Genomic DNA, 25,249 nt, shown 5'->3' on the forward strand with positions numbered 1-25,249 from the left:
GCGGTCGAGAGGAGATGTAGATGTCGGAGAAGCGGCGCACCTCTCGCGGGTCCAGTTCGCGGTCGGATCGAGTTCCGAGCGCATCGGTTCGGCTCACGGCCCGCGACGTCGCTGCATCCCTGGGCGTTTCCATCTCGACCGTCTCGCGGGCCTTCACCGAGAACGCGGTGATCTCGGAGGAGACGCGGCGGATGGTGCTCGAAGAGGCCAGTCGCATGGGCTACACGCCCGACGTGCTGGCGCGGAGCATGATCACCCGGCGGACGCGGATTGCCGGGATCGCGGTGGCGGACATCACCAACCCCTTCTACCCAGAGGTGTTGGCGCGCCTGACCCGGCGGCTGCACGAGGCGGGCATGCAAAGCATGGTCTTCTTCGCCGATCCGGGGCGCAACGTCGACGACGCGATCCCGACGCTGCTCCAGTACAAACCGGACGTGGCCCTGATTCTGGCGGCGACGCTCTCCTCGGAGACGACCGCGGCCTGCAAGCGGGCGGGCACGCCGGTGCTGCTGTTCAACCGCAATGTGCAGGACGCGCAGGTCGAGTCCGTGACCTGTGACAACCTGGACGCCGGACGGATGGTTGCCGAGGTGCTGCTGGGTGCCGGACACCGGCGTCTCGCGTTCATCCAGGGGCTGTCCGACACCTCCACTAACCGCGACCGCCTGGAAGGTTTTCAGCAGGGCGCGCGTGCGGCGGGCGCAGCGGAGCCGACGGTCGAGGCGGCGGGCGGCTTTACCTACGAGGGCGGCTACGCCGCGCTCAAGCGGCTGATGGACGGCCTGAACCCGCCGGACGCGGTGTTCTGCGCCAACGACATCGTTGCACTGGGTGCGCTGGATGCAGCCCGTCGGGAACTGGGGCTGCAGGTACCTCAGGATCTCTCGGTGATCGGCTTCGACGACATCTCGATGGCGGCTTGGCCGTCCTACGACCTGACCACGGTGCGCCAGCCCGTGAACGCGATGATCCAGCTCACCGTGGAGAAGATTCAGGCTCTCTTGTCGAAAGACGATCAGGTGCCTGAGCAGGTGTTCTTGCCCGGGCGGCTGATCCGTCGCTCGTCGGCCCGACTGGAGGAGAGGTGATGGCCCAATTCAGACAAGGCCAGAAGGCTAAGGCAGGCATTCACGATAGCGACTGTCCCGCGCTCGGGATGCCGGAGATCGATCCCGAGGTTCTGCTCGCGGACATCCAGGACGAGGCGGTCGTCGCCTACCTGCAGGAGGTCCGGCCCGTTTACGAGCGCTTGAAACGTGTTCTGGGCCAGTTCTCCGGCGTGTTCATTCTGGCCCAGACGACCCGTCGGAACGTTGATCGCGACCGGCCACTCGTGACCACGGCGCGCGAGCAGTTGGCGCAGGCGGCGGATGCGGCCGGGCGTATCGTGCCGCCCGGGCGGGCCAGGCGGCATCACGCCTGTCTGCTCGAGGTCGCGGAGCATCTGACGGCCGTCTCGGATGCGCTGACGCGGCGGGTCGACCTGCTCGTTCCGGACAGCCACGACCTCTCAGAGGCCATGCGGCGCCTCTATGCCGCGCATGCCCGCCTGTTGGCCGTCAGTGACGAACGGGCAGGGATGACGCCGGTCGACTTCTCGCAGGCGTGCTGCTGCGGCAGTGCCGCAGCAGGCGGCCAGGGATCGGGCGCGGGCGAGAAGACCGCCGAAATCGAAACGCACTAAGTCCGGCGGCCCGACCCACCAAAACGAACAAGGGGAGAAACGTTCATGGCGGACTATTCGATCTACGTATTGGAGTATGCGGCTGTGCCCGAATACCACGTGAGCGGCATCATCTATGCCTATCACAACCAGGGCTATCGCAAGCTCCCGTATGCCTATGCGCTGATCAAGGGCAATGGGCACGTCGCGCTCGTCGACGTGGGCTATAACCACAAGGATTACGGCAAGCATCTGGCCGATAAGTTCGGCGTCAAGAATTGGCACAGCCCGCGCGAGGTGCTGGCCGAGGTTGGCCTGACCCCGGAAGACGTCGACACGGTCTTCGTCACCCACGCGCACTTCGACCACTTCGGCAACGTGGAAGATTTCCCGAACGCGACCTTCTACATCCAGGAACGCGAGATCGCGAAGTGGGTCTGGGCGATGTCGCTGCCGGAGCGCATGCGCTGGATGATGATTGCGGTCGATCCCGGCGATATCCTGCGCGGGGTCGATCTGGCGCGCCAGGGCCGTCTGGTGACGGTCGACGGCGACATGGAGAACGTGTTGCCCGGCATCGATCTGCACGTCGCCTACGACACCCATACCTTTGGCTCGATGTGGGTCACGGTGCGCAACGACGGCGAGGCGGAGTCCAGCGATCCCTGGGTGCTCGCCGGCGACCTCATTTATGTCTACGAAAACATCGAGGGCGACGGCGGCGCCGTGGATGCCGAGAACGTCTATACGCCGGTCGGCCTCGCGACGGGTAGTCAGACCAACATGGTCCTCGCGACCGAGGAGATGATGCGCCAGGTCGGCTACCAAAAGCGCCGCGTCGTGCCGGTGCACGAGGAACGGCTGAAGGACGAGTTCCCGAGCCGGATCTCGGACAAGGACCTGCGGGTCTCCGAAATCTGCGTTGCCGATCAGGAAACCTCGAAGGTCGGCTAGGTCCCCAATCGACGCCGGCCCGGCGGTGGCGGTTGGCCGTCCCGCCGGGGTCGGTGTCGTGGTCGTGAGGCGTTTTCGATGACTGGACATATTGGAATTGTGGGCGCCGGCCTCGTCGGCGCCGGCTGGGCGATCGTGTTCGCGCGGGCCGGACACGACGTGCGCGTCTTCGATGGTGCGGAGGCGACCTTGGCGGCCTTGCCGGGGCGCCTGGATACGGCGCTGGCCGATCTCAAGCAGTCCGGACTGATCTCGGACCCCGCCGCGATCCGCAACCGCATCACCATCGTCGAGACTCTGGGCGGCGCGCTGGCGGGTGCGCAGTACGTGCAGGAATCGGTGTTCGAGCGGACCGACGTGAAGCGCGCGCTTTACGAGCAGATCGATCCGCTCCTGGGCCCGGGCACGCTGGTCGGCAGTTCGTCGTCCGGCATCCCGGCCTCCGCCTTCACCGGCGGGATGGCGCATGCTGACCGCTATCTGATCGTGCACCCGGTCAATCCGCCCTATCTGGTGCCGGTGGTCGAGCTCGTGCCCAGTCCCGCGACCTCCGAAGCGACCGTGGCGCAGGCTCGGGAGCTGATGACGCAGGTCGGACAGGTGCCGGTTCACGTCCGGGGCGAGCCCCAGGGGTTCATTCTGAACCGGCTGCAGGGGGCGCTGCTGCGTGAGGCCTGGGCGCTGTTCGAGGAAGGCCACGCCAGCGTCGCCGATATCGACAAAACGGTTTCCCACGGGCTCGGCCTGCGCTGGTCGTTCATGGGTCCGTTCGAGACGATCGATTTGAATGCGCCGGGCGGGGTGCGCGACTACGCCGAGCGTCTGGGCGGGCTCTATCTCGACATCGCCCGCGATCGGACCGACCCGCAGCCGTGGAACGAGGAACTGGTGGCGCGCGTCGAGGCCGAGCGGCGCGCATGCCTGCCGGAGCAGGATTTGCAGACACGCGGCGCCTGGCGCGATCGCCGCCTGATGGCATTGGCCGCGCATAAGACTGCGGCCGAACAGAAGGATGGAACGTGATGGGCGGCCAGGCGGGACGAGACGATGGGGCGCTGGCGGGCCGCTGGGCGCTGGTGACCGGGGCGAGCCAGGGGCTGGGGCGCGGCTGTGCCCTGGCGCTGGCGGACGAAGGCGCCAACGTCGCCTTGATGGCACGCAACCGGGAGAAGCTCGAGGTACTGGCCGGCGAGATCCGGGACCGGGGCGTCGAAGCCCGTGTCCTGGTCCGTGACGTGTCCGAGATCGACGCGGCGGCGGCCGACATCGCTGACCTCCCGCACCTGGATGTGCTGGTCAATAATGCCGGCACGAACGCGCCGCAGAGTTTCCTCGACGTCGACCCCGAGACGTTCGACCGGGTCGCGAACCTGAACCTGCGCGCGGCGTTCTTCGTCGCCCAGGCCGCGGCGCGGCGGATGGTCGAGCAGGGCCGCGGATCGATCGTCAACATGTCCTCCCAGGCCGGACACGTCGGCCTCAAGTTGCGGACCGTCTATTGCGCGACCAAGTTCGCGGTCGAGGGGATGTCCAAGGCGATGGCCGTCGACCTGGCCGGGACGGGCGTTCGGGTGAACTGCGTGGCGCCAACCTTCGTGCGCACCGAGATGACGGCGGCGCAGTTGGAGCAGCCCGAGTTCCGGGACTATGTTGATCGCAACATCCTGCTTGGGCGGCTGGCAGAGGTCTCCGAGGTCGCGGCGGCCGTCGTCTTCCTGGCATCCGATCGCGCGGCGATGGTGACCGGCACCAGCCTGCCCGTGGATGGCGGCTGGTTGGCCCACTGAAAGCGCAGGCATGCGTCTTGCCAGCGCGCCCGGGAGCCTACGTAGCCGAATGAGGCGGTGGCGCAGGTCATCCAGTCGGGGGCGTGAGATCCGGCAGGCGGCCAGGCCATGGGCCTGTCTCGACCAGACTACGGCAAACCTCGGGGTGTAGCCTTCACCGGTCGGGTGTTCACAATCGTGAACCGGGCTCAACGCCACGGGACATGGCTGTCGGCTTGTCGAAGCGATAGGCTCCACGCTGCGCCACGATGCCGAAAGACAGCCCCTGATGATCGATCTGCGCCAGCTGCGGCAGTTCATTGCCGTCGCCGAGGAACTCCATTTCCATCGCGCGGCGGCCCGGCTCAACATGTCCCAGCCGCCGCTGACGGCCGCTGTGCGACGTCTCGAAGACGAGGTCGGCGCCGAGTTGCTGGAGCGCGGCAACCGGGTTGTCCGCGTGACGCCAGCCGGGAGAGCTCTGCTCGAACACGCCCGGTTGGCCATCGATCAAGCCGATCTGGCGATTGCGGCGGCCCGGGACGCGGCGGCCGGGCGGACCGGGCTGTTGCGCCTAACCTACGTTCCCAGCGCGATGCACGGCCGGCTGGCGGGGACTATTCGGGGCTTTCGGCACGCCTATCCCGCGGTCAGGCTTGATCTGCGGGAGGCCACGACGGCCGCGCAGGTCACGGCCCTGCGCGAGGGGACGAGCGATCTCGCCGTGCTGCTCCCGCCGCTGCCGGACGACGCCGGCCTGCGCATGATTGCCTTCGACGGGGACAGCTTCGCGATCGCCCTGCCGGCCAGTCATCCGCTGTCGACCCGCAGCGCGGTCACGCTCCGCGATCTCGCAGACGAGCCGTTCGTCATCTGGCCGGCGTCGGAAGGGCGGGGCTTCTACCATCAGGTCATCCAGCTCTGCGCGACGGCCGGCTTCGTGCCGCAGGTGGTTCAGGAGGCGGGGCAGATTCACGGTGTGCTCGCCCTGGTGGCGGTCGGGATCGGGGTCGCGCTCGTCCCGGCAAGCATGACCGGTTTTCGTGCGGACGAGATCGTCTACCGACCGCTTGCTCAGGAAGAGGCGCGCTTCACCCTCTTCCTCTGCCACCGCGATGAACCGCTTGGCACGGTGGCGCAAAACTTCGTGAATATGGCTCTGTGATAGCCTTGGCATATCGCTGAAGCAGATAAACGGTATTGGACCGATCGTAACGCGCCCTCTACCCGTCTCCTCAAGCAAACGAGGAGGTAAAGGTGATCAGTTTCGAAGATCGGGTTGCTATCGTAACTGGCGCAGGGCGCGGCCTGGGATTTGCCTATGCGGAGCTGCTCGCCCGCCGGGGGGCGCGGGTGATCCTCCAGGAGATCGGCGCGGATACGCACGGGACGGGGCAAGAGTCATCGGTTGCCGAGGCTGCCGCGACGCAGCTCCGATCACGCGGCTGCGACGTCGTCGCGGCGCCCGACCGGATCGACAGCCGAGAAGCTTGCCGGGCGCTGATCGAGGGCGTCGTGGCTACCCATGGGCGCCTGGATATCCTGATCCACAACGCTGGCTGGGTCGGCTACCAGGATATCGAGGCGTTGGAGCCGGACTTTCTGGCCCGGATGACGACGCTGGGCCTGGAGACACCGCTGTGGCTGGCACAGGCAGCTTGGCCGGTGATGAAGGCGCAGGGCTATGGCCGGATTCTGCTGACGACGTCGGATCGGGCGCTTTATCCCGACTACGTACAGGCTGGTTTGAGCGCCTATGCCGCGGCCAAGATGGCGACCGTCGGCATTACGAACGTGCTGGCGCACGAGGGCGCGCCGCATGGCATCCGCGTCAACGCAATCTCTCCGGTCGCGAAGACGCGCATGTGGGGCGTCGAGGGTGAGCCCGAGGACCTACGTCCCGATGCGGTCGCACCGGGCGCGGCCTTCCTGGTGTCGCAGGCGTGTGAGGCCAGCGGCTGGGTGCTGCGCGCCAGCAACGGTCAGTTCCACGCAGTCAAGCCGTGTGAGGCGGAAGGGGTTGACTATCCGCGCGATCTCCGTGCCGTCGCGGCGGGCAGTCCCGAGGCGGTGGCGGCTGCCTGGGATCGCATCGCGCTTGCTAACACGGAACCGCGGACATGACGCGCGACGTACTGATCACCTAACGCTTGCAATCGCCCCCGGCTGACGGTGAAGGTGTCAGCCGGGGGAGGCGCGCGTTACGTCTGCACCGACTTCACGAACGGTAGCCGGCGCACACGCTGGCCGGTCAGGCGGTGGAAGGCGATCGCCACCGCCGGGCCGATCGGCGGCGTGCCGGGTTCGCCGACACCGGTCGGCTCGGCGTCGGACTGGACCACCTCGACCTCGACGGCCGGCATCTCGTCCATCCGCAGCGAGCGGTAGCCGTCGAAGTTGTTCTGCTGCGGCTTGCCGTCCTTAAGCTCGACCTCGTCGTACAGTACTGCGCCGAGGCCGTAGCCGATGCCGCCTTCCATCTGGGCGCGCACCACGTTCGGGTTGACCGCCACGCCGCAGTCGACCGCGCACCAGACGCGGTGGACCTTGGGCAGGCCGTCCTCGCCCTGGCTGACCTCGGCGATCTGAGCGACGTAAGTGTCGAACGACTTGTGTACGGCGACGCCGCGGGCCCGGCCTTCCGGCGGACCGGCATCCCAGTCGGCCATCCGCGCGACCGCCTTCAACACGCCGGCGTGGCGGGGATGGTCGCCCAGCAGGGCAAGACGTCCCTCGACCTGATCGCGGCCGGCGGCGGCCAGCAGCTCGTCCAGGAACACCTCGGTGGCGAAGCCGGTGTGGGTATGGCCAACCGACCGCCACCATAACGGCGGCACGCCGACGTCGGTCGACTGCAGGCTGACGTGCAGGTTCGGGACAGCGTAGGGCAGGTTGCGTGCGCCCTCGACCGAGGTTGGATCGATGCCGTCCTGCATCATGCCGGAAAAGGGCGAGCCGGCGATGATCGACTGGCCGACGATGCTCTGATCCCAGGCGACGATGTTGCCGTCGGCGTCCAGGCCACCCTTCAGCTTGTGCACGTAGATCGGCCGGTAGCGCCCGCCGGTAATATCGTCCTCGCGGGAGTAGACCAGCTTGATCGGTCGGTCGGTTTCGCCCCACGCCTTGGCGACGGCCGCGGCCTCGGCGGCGAACTCGCCGTTCTGCTGGCCACGCCGGCCGAAGCTGCCGCCGGCCAGCATGGTGTGGATCTGCACCTTCTCCATCGGCAGACCCAGCGTCTGGGCGATCATCTTGTGGTCGACCGTCTGAAGCTGCGAACCGAACCGGGCTTCCGCGCCGTCGTCGTGCAGCGTCACTAGGGCGTCCAGCGGCTCCATCGGCGCGTGGGCGAGATAGGGGAAGATGAACTCGGCCTCCAGCACCTGCTCGGCACCGGCCAGGGCGTCGTCGATCTGTCCACGGTCCGCGGCCGGCTTTCCGCGGCTTTGCGCGCGCTTGCGGTGATCCGCGATGATCTCCTCCGACGAGCGCGTTTCGGCGTTGCTGTCGTCCCAGGAGATTTCGAGCGAATCCCGCCCCTTCTTCGCCGGCCAGAAGCCGGTCGCGTAAACCGCGATGCCGTAGGGCACCTGCTTGACGTCGAGCACGCCCTTGATCTTGCGCGCCTCACTGTCGTCGAACGAGGTCACCTTGCTGCCAAAGCGCGGCGGATGGGCGACCAGGACCGTGACCGTGCCTTCCGGCTGCAGGTCTAGTGTGAATTGTGCTTCGCCGGTTGCCTTGATCCGCGAGTCCACCTTGGGCACGTCGGTGCCGATCAGGCGGAACTGGTCCGGCGACTTCAGTTTCGGTTCCTTGGGCGCTGGCTGCTCGGCAGCCGCGGCGGCGAACGCGCCGAAGCCGGCTTCCTGGCCGCTGGCCTCGTGGCGGATACGGCCCTGGCGCACCGTGATCTCGTCCGCCGGCACGTCCCAGGTCTCCGCCGCGGCTGCGACCAGCATCGCCCGGGCGGCGGCGCCGGCCCGGCGCATCTGGGTGTAGGAGTTCTTGATCGCGTTCGAGCCGCCGGTGCCCTGCAAGCCGAAGTCGAGGTTCTTATAGACCTCGGGGTCGGAGGGGGCGGCGGTGGCGCGCATCTGCGACCAGTCCGCGTCCAACTCTTCGGCGACCAGGGTGGTGAGGCCGGTATAGGGGCCCTGGCCGAGCTCGCTGTGCTTGCTGAGCACGGTCACCGTGTCGTCCGGGGCGATCCGTACGAAGGCGTTGGGCGCCGCGGCCGTGCTCGTCCCGTCGCCCTGGATCACGCTGGCTGCGCCGGAGGCGGCCCGGCCGGGGGTCGGCAGGTAGACGCCGACGACCAGCCCGGCGGCGGCGGTGCCAGCCTGCTTCAGGAAGGTGCGCCGGCTGGTGCCCGTGCGGGCCTGCATGGTGTGGGTATCGCTCATGGTCGCCTTAGCCCTCCAGCTTGCCTGCGGCGTCTTGGATCGCCTGGCGGATTCGGGTGTAGGTTGCGCAGCGGCAGATATTGCCCGACATCGCCTTATCGATGTCGGCATCGCTGGGCGCCGGGTTGGCGCGCAGCAGGTTGGTCGCGCTCACCACCTGTCCGGATTGGCAGTAACCGCACTGCGGCACGTCGATCGCGGTCCAGGCGTCTTGCACGGCCTGGGCGACACGGTCGCTCTGGCCTTCGATGGTCGTGATCTCGGACCCCTGCACGCTGACGATCGGCAGGGAGCAGGAGCGCTGCGCCGTGCCGTCGATCTCGACCGTGCAGGCACCGCACTGCGAGATGCCGCAACCGTACTTCGTGCCGGTCAGGCCGAGTTCATCGCGTAGCACCCACAAGAGCGGCGTATCCGGGGTCGCATCGACTTCGCGGGTGCGCCCGTTAACCGTAATGCTGTAGGCCATGGAAGTCTCCCTGTTGGGCTATCATGGGCGCGCAGTCAGCCGTCTGATTGCTGTTACGGCAGTGATGTTGATCACAGACGGATATTCGTCAATCGTGTATACGCGTCTTATTCATGAGCGGCTTTCATAGGAAATATCGGATCGGTCGCCCTAAACGTACCGGGCGGGATTCTCCAAACTGAAGTGCGCTGGACACATGTGCGCATCACGTTTCTTGCGACCCGTCATGGTCGCGATTGGAGGGTCAGATTATGAAATATCTCGCCGCAACTGCACTGTCGCTCGCTCTCGTAGGCGTCGCTCCGGCCAACGCCGAAGACGCTCAGACCGATCAGACGTCCCCCGATGTGGCGGCCGTCTCTCCGGCACTGGCTGCTTATACCCAGCAAGATTTGGAAGGTGAGGTCTGGCAGCGCCCGGATCTGTCGAAGCGGGATCGCAGCATCGTCACCGTGGCGTCGCTGATTGCCCGCGACCAGCCGGACGATATGCCGGCTGAGTTTCGGCGTGCGCTCGACAACGGCGTCACGCCCTCCGAATTGTCGGAGATCATCACCCATCTGGCGTTCTACACCGGCTGGGCCAACGCCATGTCGGCTGTAGAAGTGGCGGACAAGGTGTTCGACGCGCGCGATGTCGACGCCTCGCAGCTGCCCTCGGCCAATCCGGAATTGACCCCGATCGACGAAGAGGCGGCTGAGGCCCACAAGCAGAGCCTGCAGGAGACCTATGGCAACGTTTCCCAGGGCGTCGTCAACTACACCAGCGCCCTGCTGTTCCGCGAGCTGTGGCGCCGGCCGGCGCTGGAACCACGGGATCGCAGCCTGGTGACGATCAGCGCCCTGATCTCGAACAGCCACACCGGCGCGCTTTCGTTCCATCTGAACCGGGCGATGGACAACGGTCTGACCAAGTCGGAGGCGTCCGAGGTGCTGACCCACCTGGCGTTCTACGCCGGCTGGCCGAACGTGTTCGCCTCCATGCCGGTCGCCAAGGAGGTGTTCAACACGCGTGCCGAGCAATAAGACGGCCCGTCGGTTGCTGACCCGAGATGGCGCGAGCTGATCGGGTCAGCCCCGATAGCGCAGTGCGTCCACCACCAGGGCGAAAGCGGGGGAATGCTGGCGCCGGCTTGGGTAGTAGAGGTGGAACCCGGAGAACGGCGGACACCAGTCCTCGAGCACGCGGGTCAGGCGGCCGGCTTCGACGTGCGGCAGCGCCAGCTCCTCCGGACAATAGGCGATTCCCAGGCCAGCCAGTGCCGTATTAAGCGTTTGGTAGGTGCCGTTACAGATGACCTGCCCGTCGACACGCACGCTCAGCTCCTCGTCGCCCTTCTGGAACTCCCAGGCATACAGCCCGCCATGGGTGGGGAGGCGGAGATTGATGCAGTTGTGTTGGAGTAGGTCGCGCGGTGTTTCCGGCTTTGGTCGATCGGCGAAATACGATGGGGCCGCGACGACGGCAATGCGCATGTCCGGGCCGATGCGGACCGCGATCATGTCCTGGGCGATCTGCTCGCCTTCGCGCACGCCGGCATCGAACCCCTGTTTGACGATGTCGGTCAGACCGTAGTCGATCGCGACCTCCACCTTGATGTCGGGGTATTGGGGTAGGAACCGGCAGAGTTTTGGCCAGAGAATCGTATCGGCAACGTAGTCGATAGCCGAGATGCGGACCGTTCCGGCCGGCTTTTCGCGCAGTTCGGTGATCGCTTCCAGCTCGGCCTCGATCTCGGCGAACCGCGGGCCGAGACGGCGCATCAGCCGGTCCCCCGCTTCCGTCGGGGTGACGTTGCGCGTTGTGCGGTTCAACAGGCGGATGCCCAGGCGTTCTTCGAGCCCGCGGGTCTTGTGGCTGAGCGCCGACTGGGAGACGCCGAGCTGGGCGGCAGCCTTGGTGAAGCTCCGCTCCCGGGCCACGATCAGGAAAGCGATCAAATCGGAAGCGTTTTCGCGCAACATGTTTGAGACCCTCCCCATTGGCTCGGTTCCAAATTTTTCAGAACCTTGGCCGGACATTTGGCGGAGCATTCATGATAAAAACTCATAAGTCTATACAAAACAGGGCGTGTACAACGGCCTAATCGCCTGAGCCATCTTGATTGCAGTCGAGGTTGCAGCTCAGCCGGAACAAAAATCAGGAGCAGACACGTTATGGAGATCATGCGAGACCGCTTGCCCTGCGGCACGGGGGCGATCCTCGCCGTTGCCGCGTCGGGCCCGCTGCTCGTGCTGATCGCCTTCACGGTGCCTCTCACGACCCTGACCGATACGGCCATTGCCTTGAACGCCGGCCCTGGGGCCCAGGCGTGGATCATGAGCGCGATCGCGGTGGGGGCCGCATCCGGTTTGTTGGGCAGCGGTGCGATCGGCGACGATTATGGGCGCCGCCGGGCCTTTGTCGTGGGTGCCCTGGTCTTGGCTGGGGCGTCTGGGGTGGCCGCGATGGCGCCAACGGCACTGTTGTTGGTGTTGGCGCGTGTGCTGCAGGGCCTCGGCGGGGCGGCGATCCTGGCCTGCGGTCTCGGCTTGGTGGGGCAGATCTTTCCATCCGGTCCGGCACGAGTCCGCGCCACCGGCGTTTGGGCGGCCGCGATTGGGGCCGGTGTGGCGATCGGCCCGGTGCTGTCGGCGCTGCTCGCGGATGTCGGCGGCTGGCGGCTGCCCTATCTGGCGACGGCGCTTGGCGGGGGCGCGCTCGCGCTGGCGGGATGGACCGTCTTGCCGGAGTCCCGCTCGCCCACGCCGCGGCGCATCGATTTCATCGGAACACTGCTGATCGGATCGGGCCTGGCCGCCCTCCTGTCCGGACTGGTGGAACTCCGCGCGGGCTGGGGACAGTCGTCCGCATTCGTGCTGCTCGCGACCGGCCTGATCCTTTTGGTCGGGTTTGTCGCGGTCGAGCGCCGCATGTCTGATCCGATGCTGGACCTCGGCCTATTTCAGCGCCCAGCGTTCGTTGGGGCGACCGTTGCGGCGCTTGCGGCCGGCACCGGTGTGCTCTCGCTGGCGTCTTTTGTGCCAACGCTGCTGGAGCGAGCCATGGGCGTGGACACGGCGCTCGCGGCGGCCGTGCTGATGGCCTGGTCGGCGACGAGCGTCCTGACCGCCTTTGGGGTCCGGTGGCTGCCAACGTCGACCACCCCGCGCAGCTTGCTGGTCATTGGACTGCTCGGGGCTGGGGGCGGGCAGCTCGGCCTGTATGGCCTGGCACCGGACAGTTCGCTTTGGCGCCTGTTGCCGCCGCTGTTGCTGGCCGGTCTGGCCTACGGCGTGCTGAACGCCGCGCTCGGTCGTCAGGCGGTGGAAAGTGTGCCCGCCGACCGCACCGCAATGGGCGGTGGCGCCAATAACACGGCCCGTTTTCTCGGCTCTTCGATCGGCCTGACCATCGTCACGCTGCTGGTGACAAGTCCGGACGGCACCGCAACACCTGAACGTCTGCTATCCGGTTGGAACGCTGCCGTGCTGATTACGGCTAGTGCGTCCTTGTCTGGCGCGCTGGTTGTCCTGCTGGCGCGCGGCAGGACCGTGCGAACGGCTTCTGCGCCGGAAGATACGGTGGACGCGACTGGTGATGTGCCATCGTGAGAACGCGGCTGCTAAACACGGACGGTGCGTCCCATGGCGGCCACGCCGGAGTGGTGACATTGCCGCCTACGCTCGGGCACTCGAGTGAACTTCCAGGAAGATTTCGGCTTTTCACACGGGTTGGTACGTCTTGGATCGGTCGACGGCGACTTGCCGCCCCCGAGAGCCGTCAGGCCCGCTTGAGGCCACCATCGACTGGTCGAACCATAGCAACACAGAGGACATTTTCAATGCCGTGGCCGCAGGACGAACTGCGCAGAATCACCGAGCAGGATGACTTGCACGTCGCCCCCTTCCGGGAGGATGGCGCAACCTACGGAACCCCCACCTGGATCTGGTGTGTGGCCGTGGAGGGGGAACTCTACGTCCGGGCCTACAACGGTCGGGAGTCCCGCTGGTATCAAGCCGCGATGCAGCAGAAGGCCGGCCGGATCACGGCGGCCGGCCTGACCAGGGAGGTTACCTTCGAACCGGTCGAAGGCCAGCTCAATGAGCTGATCGATGATGCCTACCGGGAGAAGTATCGGGATAGCCGGTACCTGATTCCGATGCTGGGCGCGCGCGCGCGCACCGCGACCGTGAAGATCACGCCGCGTCGCACGCATACGGGGTCAGATGGTGGGCCTGGCATGGCTCAGGGGTCTGTGAGCTATGATTTCACCGGTGCTGTCGCACTGGTCACCGGGGCCGCGTCGGGGATGGGGCTGGCGACGGCCCGCGCGTTCGCCCAGGCGGGGGCTTGCGTGACGCTTGCCGACGTCGATGGCGATACGGCGCGCAAGGCTGCCGCTCAGCTCAAGGAAGAAGGCCACCAGGCCCTTGCCATCGCATGCGATGTGGCCGATGAGCTCGCCGTACGAGACATGGTCACAGAAACCGTTGCCGCTTTCGGGCGCCTGGATGTGGCGTTCAACAACGCCGGCGTTCAATCGCCCGCGACGGATACGGCCGACTCGCAGAGCAGCGAGTACGACCGCGTCACCTCGATCAATCTGCGGGGCGTCTGGGCCTGCATGAAACACGAGTTGGCGCAGATGCGCGCGCAGGACAGGGGGGCGATCGTCAACTGCTCGTCACTCGGCGGGCTGGTCGGGGTCCCGGGACGCGGCGTCTACCACGCGGCCAAGCATGGCGTCCTTGGCTTTACGAAGAGCGCCGCGCTCGAATATGCCGCGACGGGGGTTCGGATTAATGCGGTTTGCCCGGGGATCATCGACACCCCGATGGCGGCTGGCATGAAAGCAACCGAAACAGAGGCCATGGACACCTTGATGCAGGAGGTGCCGGCCCGACGGCTTGGCTCCTCGGCAGAGATCGCCAACGCCGTCCTCTGGCTGTGCAGTTCGGGGTCCAGCTACGTGATCGGGCACGCGCTCGCCGTGGATGGTGGCTACACCGTCCGATAAAGCGGGGAGATCGAGGTCGCCGGATCTACTGAGCGCCGGCGTTTGCCAAATAGAACCCCAATATCTAGTTGCGGGGGGGGCCGGAGCCGGTTGCGACTTGGTTCACTGCCTCGCGCTCACCCCTTGCCGGCTTGGTCGGTTCTGTGCTGCGCAACTCATGAGTCCGGGTCATAACTTCAAGCAATATCTCCCCAGTAATCGAGCCCCGTTGGGAGCCTAATCTCCTGTCGACGGCTGCAACGCCGATCTTGAGCACGCATCCATCCAGCCACGGTAGTGAGAGCAGACACGATGAAACGGCACCTGACTGGCTTGTGCGCGGCCGCGGTTCTGGCGGCCGCTCCGGCGATGGCGCAGGACATGGAGATTTCCGAGAACGGCTCGCGGGACTCGTTCGTCGGCCCGGACAAGTACTTCACCGGCACGGCGGTGGTCGACCGCGTGTTCGCCCAGAAAGATGGGCGCAACCTCTCGGCCGGCCGCGTCACCTTCGCGCCCGGGGCCCGCTCCAACTGGCACACCCATCCTGCTGGCCAGACATTGATCGTGACCTCGGGCACCGGCTGGGTACAGCAGGAAGGCGGGGAGAAGCGCCGGATCCAGGCGGGTGACGTCGTCTGGACCCCGGCCGGCGTGAAGCACTGGCACGGCGCCACCGACAGCACCTCAATGGGCCATATCGCCCTGCAGGCCTTTGTCGATGGCGAGAACGTGAAGTGGCTGGAGGCGGTTAGCGACGACCAGTACCTCGACTGACCAGCGATTGACCCATCTGTAAGGAAACGGGGTGGCTGGCCGTGGCCAGGTCGAACTGGACGGTCAGCCGCCCTCCTGAGGGCCCGGCCCCGTCAAAATCCTGAAACGCGCCATGGTATAGTCAGCCGTCTAGACGAACCAGAAACGTTCCACGCGACCGCCATGCGCCGGTGCCAGTGCCGGGGCGTTGGGGACGCCAATAATAATCTTCGCGTTCGGATGAAACCGTGACAGATACCGCAACATCGGCCCCGGCTCCTGCCCGGCGCGCTTGGCTGCTTGCCGAATTCTGTCTGCTGTTTTTCGTTGCGCCGGCCCTGCAGTTCGCCTTCTTCGACACGCTTGGCGTGTTCGGGCCGATCGCTGTCGTCTGTCTCCTGGCGGTCGTTCTGCTTCAGCTCACCCCGGGCTGGCACTGGCGCGAATTGATCGCGTTCCACGGCCTTGCGCGCTGGCTGCCGTTCTTGGCCGCTTTTGTGATCCTCGCGATCGCGATCATGGCGGCGCTTGTGCTGTGGCTGCGTCCTTATGCGTTCCTGTCGATGCCGGTCGAGCGCACCGGACTCTGGGTGCTGATCATGACCCTCTATCCGGTGTTGTCGGTGATCGGTCAGGAAATCGTGTTCCGCCCGCTGTTCTTCCGGCGCTACGGCCATTTGATAGGCGGGCCGGTGATCCGTGTTGTGCTGAACGCCGGCGTGTTCTCGCTGGCGCACCTGTTCTATCAGAACTGGGTCGCCCTGACCCTGACCTTCCTGGGCGGGATCGCCTTCGGCTACGCCTACGAGCGCAGCGGTTCGTTCCCCCTGGTCTTCCTGATGCACACGCTGGCCGGCCAGGCGCTGTTCACGCTCGGGCTCGGCGCGTTCTTCTATCATGGGTCGATCCCCGGCTAGCCGTCCCGGGATCGGTCGCCGGTGCCGTTCGGCAGGCGGCTTGGGCTGTTCGTAACGCGAAACAGGGCCCACCGCGGAGAGGCGGCGGGCCCTGTTCGACGTTTGAGGTTGGCCGGCTGGGTCGGTTACACGGGCTGGACCGTTGGGCGGAACAGGATCTCGTTCACGTCCACGTTGTCCGGCTGGGAGATCGCGAAAGCGACCATATCGGCCATGGTTCCGGCCGGGACGCCGATCTTGCTGACCACGTCGCGCACCGTATCGCCGACGCCGGGTTCGGTGATGTGGCTGGTCAGCTCCGTATCGACTGCGCCCGGGGAGATCACGGTGACGCGGACGTTGTAGTCCTTGACCTCCTGGCGCAGTCCTTCGGACAGCGAGCGGACCGCGTGCTTGGTGGCGCAGTAGACGGCGCCGGTCTCGACGGTCTTGTGCCCGTAGACCGACGAGACGTTGATGACGTGGCCGGACTTCTGCTCCTTGAAGATCGGCAGCGCGGCGGCGATGCCGTAGAGCGTGCCCTTCACGTTCACGTCGATCATCTGGTTCCACTCGTCGATCCGCAGGCTTTCCAGCGGCGATAGCGGCATCAGGCCGGCATTGTTGAAGATCACGTCAACTCGGCCGAAGCTGTCCTTGGCGGTCTGCACCAGCTTCTGGACGTCTTCCAGCTTGGTCACGTCGGTAGAGACGGACACGGCCTCGCCGCCAGCTTTGGTGATCTCCTTCGTCAGCGTCTCGAGCCGGTCGGTCCGACGGGCGCCGAGCACGACCTTGGCGCCCTTGGCTGCCAGGTCGTGGGCGGTCGCTTCGCCCATGCCGCTCGAGGCGCCGGTGATGACGACGACTTTTCCGGTGATGTTATCGGTCATGACTTTCTCCTACTGTGTTTGCGCTCCGCGGCCGTTTCGCCGGCAGCGGAAGGGGTCGGTTCGCGGAGGGCAGCGCGACGCGCGCTTCTGATCGGGAAGAATTTTCAAGGCCGTGCGCTCACTCGGCCCGTTCGATGCGCACCGGAAAGGCGCCCTTCTGGAGCAGGGCATCGATCGGCCCATCGAAGGCGCCGAGCCGGACCAGGCCGGCTGCGGCCTGGAAGGGCTTGTAGAAGATCGCGAGGTTGCCCCAGGGGGCGTAGAGCGTGATGTCGCCGGCCTTGGCCGCGTAGCGCGACGGCGCGTCGGTGATGTCGAGCTTGCGCGGCAGGTCCGCGATCTTCTCGACCCCGTGATAGTCGCTCAGCTCCAGCTCCAGCGGCAGCAGGGCAGCGAAATCGCGCCCGGCCGGCGTGTCGTCGAGCGTCGCCGGCAGAACCCGGTCTGCGACGCGGATGTTGATTCGGGTCATGGTGGGCCTCCGGTCTTCGTTCGCTCAAAGAGTTAAGCGTCAAAGCGCGAGGGAATTATCCCTTGTGTTGTACTGGCACCCATGAGCCGAACTCATAAATCGAACGAATGCGACGTGCCGAATTCCGGTCGATTGGGACCGATACGGACTGGCGTTTTGATCCCGCGAGATGGCTGCACGTGACCCTCGTATTCAGGCGGACGCGAGAGGGCATGAGCATTCGTGAATAATGCTCATAAGTCTTTTGAGCATTCTGACCGTTAAGCGCCATGGATGACCCGCTATCTCTAACGTGTGGCGATGAGATCGCCTGTAACCGGCGTTGTTTTCCAGAAACGGCGATACCGCAGCCAAGCTGGCCCGGCCGCCGGCCTGGAAGACCGCGAGGAGACACGGATGAAGATCGGCATTCTCGGATCGGGCCTGATGGGCGGCAAGCTGGGCAAGTTTTGGGCCGCCTGCGGGCATGACGTGACCTTTGCCTATGCCCGCAGCCAGGCCAAGCTCGCACGCCTGGCCGCGGAATGCGGCGGCGCTGACGGCTCGGTCGCCGAAGCCGTCGACGGCGCGGAGGCGGTCCTGCTGTCCGTGCACTGGTCGCGCATCGACGACGTTCTGGCGCAGGCGGGCGACCTGGCCGGCCAGGTCGTGCTCAACTGCTGTGTCCCCTTGAACGACAGCAATAGCGACCTTGTGCTGGGCCCGACCACCTCCGGCGCGGAGGAACTGGCCGCCCTGCGACCGAAGGCCCGCTGGGTCTCCTGCTTCAACACCAGTCCGTCGGAAAGCTTCGCCCCGGTGTTTGCCCGCAAGGGCACGGACACGCCGCCACAGCTCCTGGTCTACGGCGACGACGTCGGGGCCAAGGACGTTGCGGCGGGTCTGATCCGCGACATCGGCTTCGAGCCATTGGAGACCGGTGGTCTGCGGACCGGGCGCTTCGCCGAACCGTTCGCCTTGGTGACCGCGGAACTGGCGTACGACCAGCCCGGCGGCCCGGCACTCACCTACCGTTTCGACAAGCTGCGCGGTTAAACGCACAACGCTCAGAATAAGGAGACGACCATGAAGATCATCCGCTCAGGCAGCAGCCCCTCGACCCCGGGGCCGGAAGACTATTTCACCGGAACGGTGCGCATCGACCCGCTGTTTCAGGCCGAAGAACCCGGCCGCGCCAGCGGGGCTCACGTCACCTTCGAGCCGGAAGCCCGGACCGCGTGGCACACCCATCCGGCGGGCCAGACCCTGATCGTCACCTTCGGCCGCGGCCGCGTGCAGCGCGAAGGCGGGCCGATCGAGGAGATCAGCCAGGGCGACGTCGTCTGGTTCCCCGCCGGCGAGAAGCACTGGCACGGGGCGTCGCCCGAGACGGCGATGAGCCACATCGCCGTCCAGGAAAGCATCGACGGCAGCCCCGTCACCTGGATGGAGAAGGTCTCGGATGAGGACTATTTCGGGGAAGGTGGTGAGCGCTGAGCGCCAAGCCGGGCCACCTTGCAAGACCCGCTACGCCATGCGGCCCGCAAACGCTCGGGTCATCGTTAAGCTGCGGTTCCCTGCAATCTGGCTCCGGAGTCTATGCGCCTGCGCTTTCTTCACCCGCTCCGACAGGGCGGGGCGTCTGCGCCGTGCGCCTGTAACCGCCACTGGGCCGCCCGGCCACCAGCCGATGTCTCTGCTCTTAATCGTTGGGGCGCCGTGCAAGCCGCATCAATAATGCAGAACACCTGAACGCTTGTTCTTTCCCGCATTATTGACGCTCAGGCACGGCGCAGCGAGGGCCGCTATTGCGGCACGCTCCACCATCAGGGCAGAGGCGTTTCCTCTGACTAAAAAAAAGCAGAACGGTTTGGTGCTTTTCAAAGGATAGCTTGGTGGAGCCGGCCGGGCTCGAACCGGCGACCTCTACAATGCCATTGTAGCGCTCTCCCAGCTGAGCTACGGCCCCATCCTGAAGCGACGGCGGCTGGGTGCGATCCGTGTGAATCGCCGTGTGCCGTCGCCACGGAACCTAAGAAGCGTGGTCCCCGGTGACAAGAGAAAACTGAGGACGCTCCTGCATCGATTTTCCGGTCCGGTTCGGCGTCGATCGTCTGGCCGAACAGGTCCGCCTGCGCGGGATCTGGTCCGGCGAGGTTGACCGGCGGGCCGCCGCTTGAGCTGGTCAGCGGCCTTGGCCCGCCGTCAGGTCGCAAGACCCGTTGAGATCGGTTAGTTGTCTTCCTGGTCGTCGTCGTCGACGACGTTGCTGAACGCGGTGTCGTCGCCGCCCAGGTCGGAGCTGTCGTCGATCTCTTCGCTGCTGTCTTCCTCGTAGCTGGTATCGTCGTCCAGGCCCGTGTCCTCGGTATCTTCGCCCAGGACGGCTTCCTCTTCGGCCGGTGCGGCCGCTGCGGCCGGAGCAGCCTTGCTGCGGCTGCTGTCCTTGCTGCGGCTGCGCCGGCTTTTGGCCGGCGCTTCAACGTCGACCGTTTCGCCGCACGACGGGCAGGCCGGCGGGTTTTTCCGTAGGTCGTAGAACTTCGTGCCGCACGACGGGCACAGGCGCTTCTTGCCCCACTCGGGCTTGGCCACGGTTCGCTCCCCCGTTGCTGCGTGCTTGGCGTTGACTGCGTACCGCGTTCGAGGCGACGCCCCGCGAGTGGACATCTGCCGCGCGCCGCCGCCCCCTGGCGGTTGGCGACGGCAATTGCCACGCCCTGGCTGGACCTGTCAAAAGGAAAAGGCCGGGCCGTCCGGCTTTCTCGCCCCGACCCAAAGCCGCCCGCTGGTGCGGCCATAACGCTCTCAGGACTCATGACCGATCCCACCGCGCTTCCACGTCCGCTGACCGCCCGCCCGGCTGGCGGGCTATCCGGCCGCGTCGCCGTCCCGGGCGACAAGTCGATCTCTCATCGCGCCTTGATGCTGGGCGCGCTGGCGGCCGGGGAAACCACGATCGACGGCCTGCTGACCGGTGCCGACGTGATCGCGACGTCGGATGCGATGGAAGCCTTGGGGGCTACGGTGCACCGCGGCGGCGAGGGGGAGAGCTGGCGGGTCTGGGGGCGTGGCGTGGGCGCGCTGATCGAGCCGGACCAGGTGCTCGACCTCGGCAACTCCGGCACCAGCGCCCGGCTGCTGATGGGGGTTTTGGCCGGTCACCCGGTGCGCGCAACGATGACCGGCGATGCCTCGTTGCGTCGGCGCCCGATGGGCCGGGTGATCGAGCCGCTGAGCCGGATCGGCGCGCAGATCGCCGCCCGCACCGGCGGCCGGATGCCGCTGACGGTCACCGGCACCGCCGATCCGATGCCGATCGCGTACGAACTGCCGGTCGCCTCCGCCCAGGTGAAATCGGCCATCCTGCTCGCCGGCCTGAACGCGCCGGGCGAGACCAGCGTGATCGAGCCCGAGGATACCCGCGACCACACCGAATTGATGCTGCGCGCCTTCGGCGCGGAGGTTCGGGTTGACCGGACCGAGCGCGGCCGCCGGTCGATTCTGGTGGGCGAGGCGGAGCTGACCGGCCGGCCGGTGCGTGTGCCGGCTGATCCCTCCTCGGCGGCTTTCCCTTTGGTCGCGGGGCTGCTGGTGCCGGGCTCGCGGGTCGAACTGCCAGCGGTCGGCATGAACCCGCATCGCACGGGGCTGCTGACCACCCTGCGCGAGATGGGCGCGGCACTTACCATGCAGAACGAGCGCACCGAGGCCGGCGAGCCGGTGGCCGATCTGATCGCCGAGGCGGGGCCGTTGCAGGGGGTCGAGGTACCGGCACATCGGGCGCCGTCGATGATCGACGAGTATCCGGTCCTGTGCGTTGCGGCCGCGCTTGCCGAGGGGCGGACGGTGATGCACGGCATCGGCGAATTGCGGGTAAAGGAGAGCGACCGCCTGGATGCGATGGCCCGTGGGCTGGAAGCTTGCGGCGTCACGGTGGAGGAGGGCGCTGATTGGCTGGTCGTCCACGGCACTGGCGGCCGGCGGCCGGAGGGGGGCGCCACGCTTGATGCCCGCCTGGACCATCGGATCACGATGAGTTTCCTCGTGCTGGGTCTGGTCAGCGAGGCCGGGGTGGCGATCGATGACGCGCGGCCGAGCGAGACCTCCTTTCCCGGTTTCGATCGGCTGATGGCGGCGCTGGGTGCGGATCTCCGGCCTGGCGTCCTCTAGCACGGCCCGCGCGCCCTTCCGTCATTGTCCCCGCCCATTGCCGCCGCCAGCGCGGAGCGTGCCGACGCGCCTGAACTTTCGCGTGTGGGGTTAACGGAACCGGGGTGGCGTTGATACCGTTTATTCGCCCGGGCGGCAAAAGCGCCCCAAGAAGGCGCCCCCTTTGGACGGGGATGACCGCCCGGTGGGGGTAACCGGCGAGTGACGTGAACGCGCGTTTGCCCAAAAAGCACGACAGCAAGGGAGGCTCACAGATGAGCGACACCAAGCGCAGTCACGCGAGCACCACCCAGGCGATCAACCGCCGCGGCTTTATTAAGACCGCCGGGGTTGCAGGCGGTGCGCTCGCGCTGAGCGGAATCGGCGCCCCACGCGTGCGCGCGCAGGCGGCCAAGGTGAAGGTCGGCCAGATCGCGCCGATGACCGGCTCCGCGGCCGAGTTCGGGCCGTTCTACCGCGATGGCGCGCGCCTCGCGATTCAGCAAATCAACGAGGCGGCGAAGGAGGTGTTCGGCCAGGAGATCATCGCCGAGCATATCGTCGAGGACACCAACACCCTGCCGACCCCGGCGATCGAAAGTGCACGCAAGTTGGTCGAGGCCGACGGCGTCGCGGCCATGATCGGCGCCTGGTCGTCGGGCGTGACGGTGGCGACCGCGACGTCCGTGTCGATCCCGAACGGGGTGTTGCAGATCTCCAACGGTTCGACCTCGCCGCTGATCTCGGTGCTGCCGGAGGATGCCGAGGCCGACCTGCTGTTCCGCACCACCTCCTCCGATGCGCTGCAGGGCGTGGTCGCCGCCCAGCTCGCCGCGGGCGAGATCATGGACGACTATTCCAACAAGACCGCCTCCACGATCTTCGTGAACAACCCCTATGGTCAGGGGCTGTCGAACGCTTTTGCACGCTCCTTCCAGCTGCGGGGCGGTACGGTGCACGCCCAGGTTCCGCACCCCGAGGAGGTGCAGCCGACCTACAAGTCCCAGCTCGCCGTCGCGCTCAAGGACGAGCCGGATATCCTGGTCTGCTGTTCCTATCCGGGGCACACCGCCACCTTCCTGAAGGAGGCGCGCGACGTCTTCGGCTTCACCAACTGGCAGTTCGTCGACGGCAACAAGTCCGAGAAGGTGCTGAATGCCGTCGGCGCAGAGGATCTGGCCGGGAAGATGGGCACCGCCCCCGGCTCCGATCCGAGCCTGCCGGCCTACCAGAACTTCGAAAGTGCCTTTAAGGCGCAGTTCGACCACGACCGGATCGTGCCGTTCACCAACTCGGCCTACGATGCGGGGGCCGCGATCGGTCTGGCCGTGGCGCGTGCGATCGCCAATGGCGCGGGCGAGCTCGACGGTCGCACCATTCGCGACAACCTGCGGCCGGTGTCGAATCCGGACGGCACGCGGATCGATGGCGGCAAGCCGGAGAACTTCGCCAAGGCGATGGAGATGCTCCGCAACGGCGAGGACATCAACTATTCCGGCGCTGCGGGCGCGTGCGACTTTGACGACAACGGTGACGTCAAGACACCGATCGCGCTGTGGCGCTTCACCAAGGATGGTACCGAGACTACGCAGATCCAGGGGGCCACGGACATTCCGTCCGAGTAACCCTGGCAAACGGCCGGCATCTGGCCGCTTACGAGGCTGTCTGGTCCGCCGGGCGGGAAAGGCCCGTCGCCGCATAACCGCGGCGGCGGGTTCTTTCTTATGTGGGCTTCTGTTACGCGGGACGCGGTATGCTGTGGGCGCTTACCGGTGGTATCCAGCACCTTCATCCGCACAGGCACGATAATTTTGCCTGCACGGACTGCACGAGCTGCGGCGTGGGTGTCAGGCCATCAAGCCGCAAGATCGGCGCAGACTGTTTACGCAGCCAAGATTCATGTTTTGCGAGGTTGCGCCCGGGCACGGTCGGGTTTTCATAACGTGATGCCCAGTCACGGAAGGCCAGGTGGGCTTCGTGCATATCCCCGCCCGGCAATATCCGCGCGCCGTAACGGGCGGTTTCACGCTGGTCGAGGCGTTGAAGCCGTGTGGCGGTGGGCGTGTAAATGAAAACGATCAGATCGACGGCGCGGATCAGGGTGTCTCCCCAGCTCATACACGAGCCTGTCAGAATCCAGCCCGCCGTCTCATCCTGTCGTCTCCCGATCAGGCTGATCCGATCTTCGATTGGCCGCTTGATCCTGAACGGGGGATCGGTCGGCATCCAGTAGAAATCATCGACATCTATCTGGGGAACGGTGAGCTGTTCGGCCAGGGCCGCGCCGAGCGTTGAGACACCGGCGCAGGACCCGCCTGTGATGTGGATTTTTCGCCCAGTCATGACCTGCGCCTTACCACCCAAGTCGAGCGGGGATTGCCAGCCTGCGGAATCGTGCGTGTGAACTGTCTGCTGTGTCCCGCAGCCAACCCTGGGCAGCGGTTTATCTGCGGCTGGCCAGCAACCCCGGGAGCAGCGCGGGAATTTCGGTGAACGAGCTGACGACTGCGTCCGCGCCGAGGTCGGCGGCGGGCTGGGCGGTATAGCCGTAGTCGACCAGCACGATTGGCACGCTGGCGTCCCGCGCGGCGTCCAGGTCGGTTCGGCTGTCGCCGATCATGACTGCCCGCTCCGGATCGCCGCCGGCAAGTTCGATCGTTGCGGTGATGTGGCCGCCGTCCGGCTTGCGGACTTTGAAGCGGTCACCGCCGGCCACCGCCGCGAAGTAGGGCATCAGCGCCAGTTCGCGCAGGATCTTGTCGCTGGGAACCTGCGGTTTGTTGGTGCAGACCGCCAGCGTATGCGTTTCCGACTGCCAGCGCGCCAGCGTGTCGAGGACGCCGGGGTAGGGGCTGCTGTGGCTGACCGGATCGCGTTCGTAGATGTCCTTGTACGCCTGGACCAGCTCGGGCAGTTGCTGGCCGTCGGGGCGCCCGCCCGCTGCCTCGATCCCCCAGGCCACCAGTTGGCCGACGCCGCGTCCAACCAGCTTGCGCACGGTCACTTCGGAGAGCGCACAGAGATCGAGGCTCGCGAGCAGGCGGTTCAGCGCGGTCGTCAGATCGGCGACCGTGTCGACCAGGGTTCCGTCGAGGTCGATGATGAGAGTGGCAGGTGCGTCCAGACGGTCAGCGGTTGGATCGGACATCGAATGAGTGGGTCTCCGGATGGGGTGTGGGCGCGCGAGCGGCACAGGTGTGCGGCGCGGGGCCACGCTTTTGACACGGTCGCCCCGGCTTGTGTGTTCACGGCCCACGCAAAAAGTAGCGGTGTGGGGCGGGATGCTAGCCTAACTACGCTGGCCGTGCATCCCGTCAGTGGCTGACCTGAAACGAAAGGATGCATGCCATGACCTCGATCGAGCCGTTTGAGACGCAGACGCCCCGCTCCACCCGCCTGGATATCGCCAAGCGCCTGGGCGCGGGCTTGATGGCGGCTTTCCTGTTGGCCGGGACGACCGCGCCCGCCTTGGCCGCTGGCAGCGACAGCGAGACCAGCGCTGGCAAGGCCGAGCAGACCAGCGATATGACCATCGACCAGGCCTGGGCCAATGCGAAGGAAGACTGGCGCGAACTGCAGGAGGCCAGCGGCGACGCCTGGAACGATGCCCGTGACGAGTTCGAGGAATCCTGGAGCCGCTTGCAGCGTATGATGTCCGAGGAGGAGGGCAGCGCTCCGCCGCCGGACAATCCGGAGGCGCTGGAGCAGAAGGAAAGTCAGCAGTAAATCGGCCTCGACCGATCTGCTATGGCGTGCTTCCGGCCCGGCGGGGTTAACCCGCCGGGCCGGCTTGCGTGTGGCGATGCAACATGATGAAACAAGGCTTGAATTGCGGTTCGCGCGTCAACTTGGCTGAATC

The 25,249-nt window shown here is 66.4% G+C and carries 25 protein-coding genes and 1 tRNA gene; 17 read left to right on the forward strand and 9 right to left on the reverse strand.

Annotated features, from left to right (window positions below):
* Window positions 1–20 precede the first annotated feature (20 nt).
* From RHOSA_RS21035 to RHOSA_RS0107010, 7 genes are all read left to right on the forward strand, one after another.
* A complete protein-coding gene (locus RHOSA_RS21035) occupies window positions 21–1,091 on the forward strand; it encodes a LacI family DNA-binding transcriptional regulator (RefSeq protein WP_081728549.1) in 1,071 nt (356 codons plus the stop codon).
* Window positions 1,091–1,687 carry a hypothetical protein gene (locus RHOSA_RS0106980; RefSeq protein ID WP_037255845.1) on the forward strand — a complete coding sequence of 199 codons (597 nt, stop codon included), beginning with the start codon at window positions 1,091–1,093 and terminating at the stop codon, window positions 1,685–1,687. Before RHOSA_RS21035 ends, RHOSA_RS0106980 begins: the two co-directional genes overlap by 1 nt.
* A gap of 45 nt (window positions 1,688–1,732) precedes the next feature.
* Window positions 1,733–2,620, forward strand: a complete 888-nt coding sequence (locus tag RHOSA_RS0106985; RefSeq protein ID WP_027288111.1) for an N-acyl homoserine lactonase family protein — start codon at window positions 1,733–1,735, stop codon at window positions 2,618–2,620.
* Window positions 2,621–2,698: 78 nt separating this feature from the next.
* The gene (locus RHOSA_RS0106990) at window positions 2,699–3,643 is read left to right on the forward strand and encodes a 3-hydroxyacyl-CoA dehydrogenase (protein ID WP_027288112.1); all 945 of its coding nucleotides are present in this window, start codon (window positions 2,699–2,701) and stop codon (window positions 3,641–3,643) included.
* Window positions 3,643–4,407 carry an SDR family NAD(P)-dependent oxidoreductase gene (locus RHOSA_RS0106995; protein ID WP_027288113.1) on the forward strand — a complete coding sequence of 255 codons (765 nt, stop codon included), beginning with the start codon at window positions 3,643–3,645 and terminating at the stop codon, window positions 4,405–4,407. The genes RHOSA_RS0106990 and RHOSA_RS0106995 overlap by 1 nt, the downstream gene beginning before the upstream one ends.
* Before the next feature lie 268 nt (window positions 4,408–4,675).
* Window positions 4,676–5,551 (forward strand): LysR family transcriptional regulator, encoded by an 876-nt coding sequence (locus RHOSA_RS0107005; protein WP_027288114.1) that lies wholly within the window; start codon window positions 4,676–4,678, stop codon window positions 5,549–5,551.
* Window positions 5,552–5,643: 92 nt separating this feature from the next.
* Entirely contained in the window at window positions 5,644–6,510 is an 867-nt protein-coding gene (locus RHOSA_RS0107010) for an SDR family NAD(P)-dependent oxidoreductase (RefSeq protein ID WP_027288115.1), read from the forward strand.
* A gap of 77 nt (window positions 6,511–6,587) precedes the next feature.
* On the opposite strand, the gene RHOSA_RS0107015 is transcribed toward RHOSA_RS0107010, so the two are convergent.
* Both RHOSA_RS0107015 and RHOSA_RS0107020 read right to left on the reverse strand, forming a co-directional pair.
* Window positions 6,588–8,795: a xanthine dehydrogenase family protein molybdopterin-binding subunit gene (locus tag RHOSA_RS0107015; protein ID WP_051431902.1), complete on the reverse strand. Its 2,208-nt coding sequence runs from the start codon at window positions 8,793–8,795 to the stop codon at window positions 6,588–6,590.
* Window positions 8,796–8,802: 7 nt separating this feature from the next.
* Window positions 8,803–9,264: a (2Fe-2S)-binding protein gene (locus RHOSA_RS0107020; RefSeq protein WP_027288117.1), complete on the reverse strand. Its 462-nt coding sequence runs from the start codon at window positions 9,262–9,264 to the stop codon at window positions 8,803–8,805.
* A 251-nt stretch (window positions 9,265–9,515) separates the two neighbouring features.
* Here RHOSA_RS0107020 and RHOSA_RS0107025 point away from each other — a divergent pair, with 251 nt between their 5' ends.
* A complete protein-coding gene (locus RHOSA_RS0107025) occupies window positions 9,516–10,289 on the forward strand; it encodes a carboxymuconolactone decarboxylase family protein (protein ID WP_037255849.1) in 774 nt (257 codons plus the stop codon).
* A gap of 45 nt (window positions 10,290–10,334) precedes the next feature.
* Here RHOSA_RS0107025 and RHOSA_RS0107030 read toward each other — a convergent pair whose 3' ends face one another.
* Entirely contained in the window at window positions 10,335–11,228 is an 894-nt protein-coding gene (locus tag RHOSA_RS0107030) for a LysR family transcriptional regulator (protein ID WP_027288119.1), read from the reverse strand.
* Window positions 11,229–11,420: 192 nt separating this feature from the next.
* Here RHOSA_RS0107030 and RHOSA_RS0107035 point away from each other — a divergent pair, with 192 nt between their 5' ends.
* The 4 genes from RHOSA_RS0107035 to RHOSA_RS24085 all read left to right on the forward strand — a co-directional run bounded on the left by RHOSA_RS0107035 (window position 11,421) and on the right by RHOSA_RS24085 (window position 15,915).
* Entirely contained in the window at window positions 11,421–12,857 is a 1,437-nt protein-coding gene (locus tag RHOSA_RS0107035) for an MFS transporter (RefSeq protein ID WP_051431903.1), read from the forward strand.
* 230 nt (window positions 12,858–13,087) lie between these two features.
* Entirely contained in the window at window positions 13,088–14,263 is a 1,176-nt protein-coding gene (locus RHOSA_RS25485) for a glucose 1-dehydrogenase (RefSeq protein WP_081728551.1), read from the forward strand.
* Between the two features lie 291 nt (window positions 14,264–14,554).
* Window positions 14,555–15,019, forward strand: coding sequence for a (R)-mandelonitrile lyase (locus tag RHOSA_RS0107045; protein ID WP_027288122.1), 465 nt, complete (start codon window positions 14,555–14,557; stop codon window positions 15,017–15,019).
* 227 nt (window positions 15,020–15,246) lie between these two features.
* A complete protein-coding gene (locus RHOSA_RS24085) occupies window positions 15,247–15,915 on the forward strand; it encodes a CPBP family intramembrane glutamic endopeptidase (RefSeq protein ID WP_051431904.1) in 669 nt (222 codons plus the stop codon).
* Between the two features lie 125 nt (window positions 15,916–16,040).
* On the opposite strand, the gene RHOSA_RS0107055 is transcribed toward RHOSA_RS24085, so the two are convergent.
* Both RHOSA_RS0107055 and RHOSA_RS0107060 read right to left on the reverse strand, forming a co-directional pair.
* Complete coding sequence (locus RHOSA_RS0107055; protein WP_027288123.1) at window positions 16,041–16,787, reverse strand: SDR family oxidoreductase; 747 nt, start codon at window positions 16,785–16,787, stop codon at window positions 16,041–16,043.
* A 118-nt stretch (window positions 16,788–16,905) separates the two neighbouring features.
* On the reverse strand, window positions 16,906–17,259 hold the full coding sequence (locus tag RHOSA_RS0107060) for a cyclophilin-like fold protein (protein WP_027288124.1): 354 nt from the start codon (window positions 17,257–17,259) through the stop codon (window positions 16,906–16,908).
* 396 nt (window positions 17,260–17,655) lie between these two features.
* Here RHOSA_RS0107060 and RHOSA_RS0107065 point away from each other — a divergent pair, with 396 nt between their 5' ends.
* Window positions 17,656–18,294 (forward strand): NADPH-dependent F420 reductase, encoded by a 639-nt coding sequence (locus RHOSA_RS0107065; protein WP_027288125.1) that lies wholly within the window; start codon window positions 17,656–17,658, stop codon window positions 18,292–18,294.
* Between the two features lie 30 nt (window positions 18,295–18,324).
* The gene (locus tag RHOSA_RS0107070; protein WP_027288126.1) at window positions 18,325–18,735 is read left to right on the forward strand and encodes a (R)-mandelonitrile lyase; all 411 of its coding nucleotides are present in this window, start codon (window positions 18,325–18,327) and stop codon (window positions 18,733–18,735) included.
* A 396-nt stretch (window positions 18,736–19,131) separates the two neighbouring features.
* Here RHOSA_RS0107070 and RHOSA_RS0107075 read toward each other — a convergent pair.
* A tRNA-Ala gene (locus RHOSA_RS0107075) sits at window positions 19,132–19,207 on the reverse strand.
* A gap of 263 nt (window positions 19,208–19,470) precedes the next feature.
* The gene (locus RHOSA_RS0107080; protein WP_027288127.1) at window positions 19,471–19,833 is read right to left on the reverse strand and encodes a TIGR02300 family protein; all 363 of its coding nucleotides are present in this window, start codon (window positions 19,831–19,833) and stop codon (window positions 19,471–19,473) included.
* 222 nt (window positions 19,834–20,055) lie between these two features.
* Between RHOSA_RS0107080 and aroA the strand changes: the two genes are divergently transcribed.
* Together aroA and RHOSA_RS21045 are read left to right on the forward strand one after the other, a co-directional pair.
* Window positions 20,056–21,411 (forward strand): 3-phosphoshikimate 1-carboxyvinyltransferase, encoded by a 1,356-nt coding sequence (gene aroA / locus RHOSA_RS0107085; RefSeq protein WP_027288128.1) that lies wholly within the window; start codon window positions 20,056–20,058, stop codon window positions 21,409–21,411.
* A gap of 254 nt (window positions 21,412–21,665) precedes the next feature.
* Window positions 21,666–23,015: an ABC transporter substrate-binding protein gene (locus RHOSA_RS21045; protein ID WP_051431905.1), complete on the forward strand. Its 1,350-nt coding sequence runs from the start codon at window positions 21,666–21,668 to the stop codon at window positions 23,013–23,015.
* Window positions 23,016–23,178: 163 nt separating this feature from the next.
* On the opposite strand, the gene RHOSA_RS0107095 is transcribed toward RHOSA_RS21045, so the two are convergent.
* Together RHOSA_RS0107095 and RHOSA_RS0107100 are read right to left on the reverse strand one after the other, a co-directional pair.
* Entirely contained in the window at window positions 23,179–23,733 is a 555-nt protein-coding gene (locus RHOSA_RS0107095; RefSeq protein WP_027288129.1) for an ATP-binding protein, read from the reverse strand.
* A gap of 100 nt (window positions 23,734–23,833) precedes the next feature.
* Complete coding sequence (locus tag RHOSA_RS0107100) at window positions 23,834–24,538, reverse strand: HAD hydrolase-like protein (RefSeq protein WP_037255852.1); 705 nt, start codon at window positions 24,536–24,538, stop codon at window positions 23,834–23,836.
* 200 nt (window positions 24,539–24,738) lie between these two features.
* Here RHOSA_RS0107100 and RHOSA_RS0107105 point away from each other — a divergent pair, with 200 nt between their 5' ends.
* A complete protein-coding gene (locus RHOSA_RS0107105; protein ID WP_027288131.1) occupies window positions 24,739–25,116 on the forward strand; it encodes a hypothetical protein in 378 nt (125 codons plus the stop codon).
* Window positions 25,117–25,249: the final 133 nt, after the last annotated feature.

The sequence above is a fragment of the Rhodovibrio salinarum DSM 9154 genome (assembly GCF_000515255.1).
GTDB classification, from domain to species: domain Bacteria; phylum Pseudomonadota; class Alphaproteobacteria; order Kiloniellales; family Rhodovibrionaceae; genus Rhodovibrio; species Rhodovibrio salinarum.

Excerpts from the sequence above, each read along its gene's own strand:
- RHOSA_RS0106995 (WP_027288113.1), top strand. The coding sequence starts at position 3,643 with ATGGGCGGCCAGGCGGGACGAGACGATGGGGCGCTGGCGGGCCGCTGG.
- RHOSA_RS21035 (WP_081728549.1), top strand. The coding sequence starts at position 21 with ATGTCGGAGAAGCGGCGCACCTCTCGCGGGTCCAGTTCGCGGTCGGAT.
- RHOSA_RS0107060 (WP_027288124.1), bottom strand. The coding sequence starts at position 17,259 with ATGACCCGAATCAACATCCGCGTCGCAGACCGGGTTCTGCCGGCGACG.
- RHOSA_RS0106985 (WP_027288111.1), top strand. The coding sequence starts at position 1,733 with ATGGCGGACTATTCGATCTACGTATTGGAGTATGCGGCTGTGCCCGAA.
- RHOSA_RS0107105 (WP_027288131.1), top strand. The coding sequence starts at position 24,739 with ATGACCTCGATCGAGCCGTTTGAGACGCAGACGCCCCGCTCCACCCGC.
- aroA (WP_027288128.1), top strand. The coding sequence starts at position 20,056 with ATGACCGATCCCACCGCGCTTCCACGTCCGCTGACCGCCCGCCCGGCT.
- RHOSA_RS0107020 (WP_027288117.1), bottom strand. The coding sequence starts at position 9,264 with ATGGCCTACAGCATTACGGTTAACGGGCGCACCCGCGAAGTCGATGCG.
- RHOSA_RS0107070 (WP_027288126.1), top strand. The coding sequence starts at position 18,325 with ATGAAGATCATCCGCTCAGGCAGCAGCCCCTCGACCCCGGGGCCGGAA.
- RHOSA_RS0107005 (WP_027288114.1), top strand. The coding sequence starts at position 4,676 with ATGATCGATCTGCGCCAGCTGCGGCAGTTCATTGCCGTCGCCGAGGAA.
- RHOSA_RS0106980 (WP_037255845.1), top strand. The coding sequence starts at position 1,091 with ATGGCCCAATTCAGACAAGGCCAGAAGGCTAAGGCAGGCATTCACGAT.
- RHOSA_RS25485 (WP_081728551.1), top strand. The coding sequence starts at position 13,088 with ATGCCGTGGCCGCAGGACGAACTGCGCAGAATCACCGAGCAGGATGAC.
- RHOSA_RS0107065 (WP_027288125.1), top strand. The coding sequence starts at position 17,656 with ATGAAGATCGGCATTCTCGGATCGGGCCTGATGGGCGGCAAGCTGGGC.
- RHOSA_RS0107095 (WP_027288129.1), bottom strand. The coding sequence starts at position 23,733 with ATGACTGGGCGAAAAATCCACATCACAGGCGGGTCCTGCGCCGGTGTC.
- RHOSA_RS0107025 (WP_037255849.1), top strand. The coding sequence starts at position 9,516 with ATGAAATATCTCGCCGCAACTGCACTGTCGCTCGCTCTCGTAGGCGTC.
- RHOSA_RS21045 (WP_051431905.1), top strand. The coding sequence starts at position 21,666 with ATGAGCGACACCAAGCGCAGTCACGCGAGCACCACCCAGGCGATCAAC.
- RHOSA_RS0106990 (WP_027288112.1), top strand. The coding sequence starts at position 2,699 with ATGACTGGACATATTGGAATTGTGGGCGCCGGCCTCGTCGGCGCCGGC.
- RHOSA_RS0107100 (WP_037255852.1), bottom strand. The coding sequence starts at position 24,538 with ATGTCCGATCCAACCGCTGACCGTCTGGACGCACCTGCCACTCTCATC.
- RHOSA_RS0107015 (WP_051431902.1), bottom strand. The coding sequence starts at position 8,795 with ATGAGCGATACCCACACCATGCAGGCCCGCACGGGCACCAGCCGGCGC.
- RHOSA_RS0107030 (WP_027288119.1), bottom strand. The coding sequence starts at position 11,228 with ATGTTGCGCGAAAACGCTTCCGATTTGATCGCTTTCCTGATCGTGGCC.
- RHOSA_RS0107055 (WP_027288123.1), bottom strand. The coding sequence starts at position 16,787 with ATGACCGATAACATCACCGGAAAAGTCGTCGTCATCACCGGCGCCTCG.
- RHOSA_RS0107035 (WP_051431903.1), top strand. The coding sequence starts at position 11,421 with ATGGAGATCATGCGAGACCGCTTGCCCTGCGGCACGGGGGCGATCCTC.
- RHOSA_RS0107045 (WP_027288122.1), top strand. The coding sequence starts at position 14,555 with ATGAAACGGCACCTGACTGGCTTGTGCGCGGCCGCGGTTCTGGCGGCC.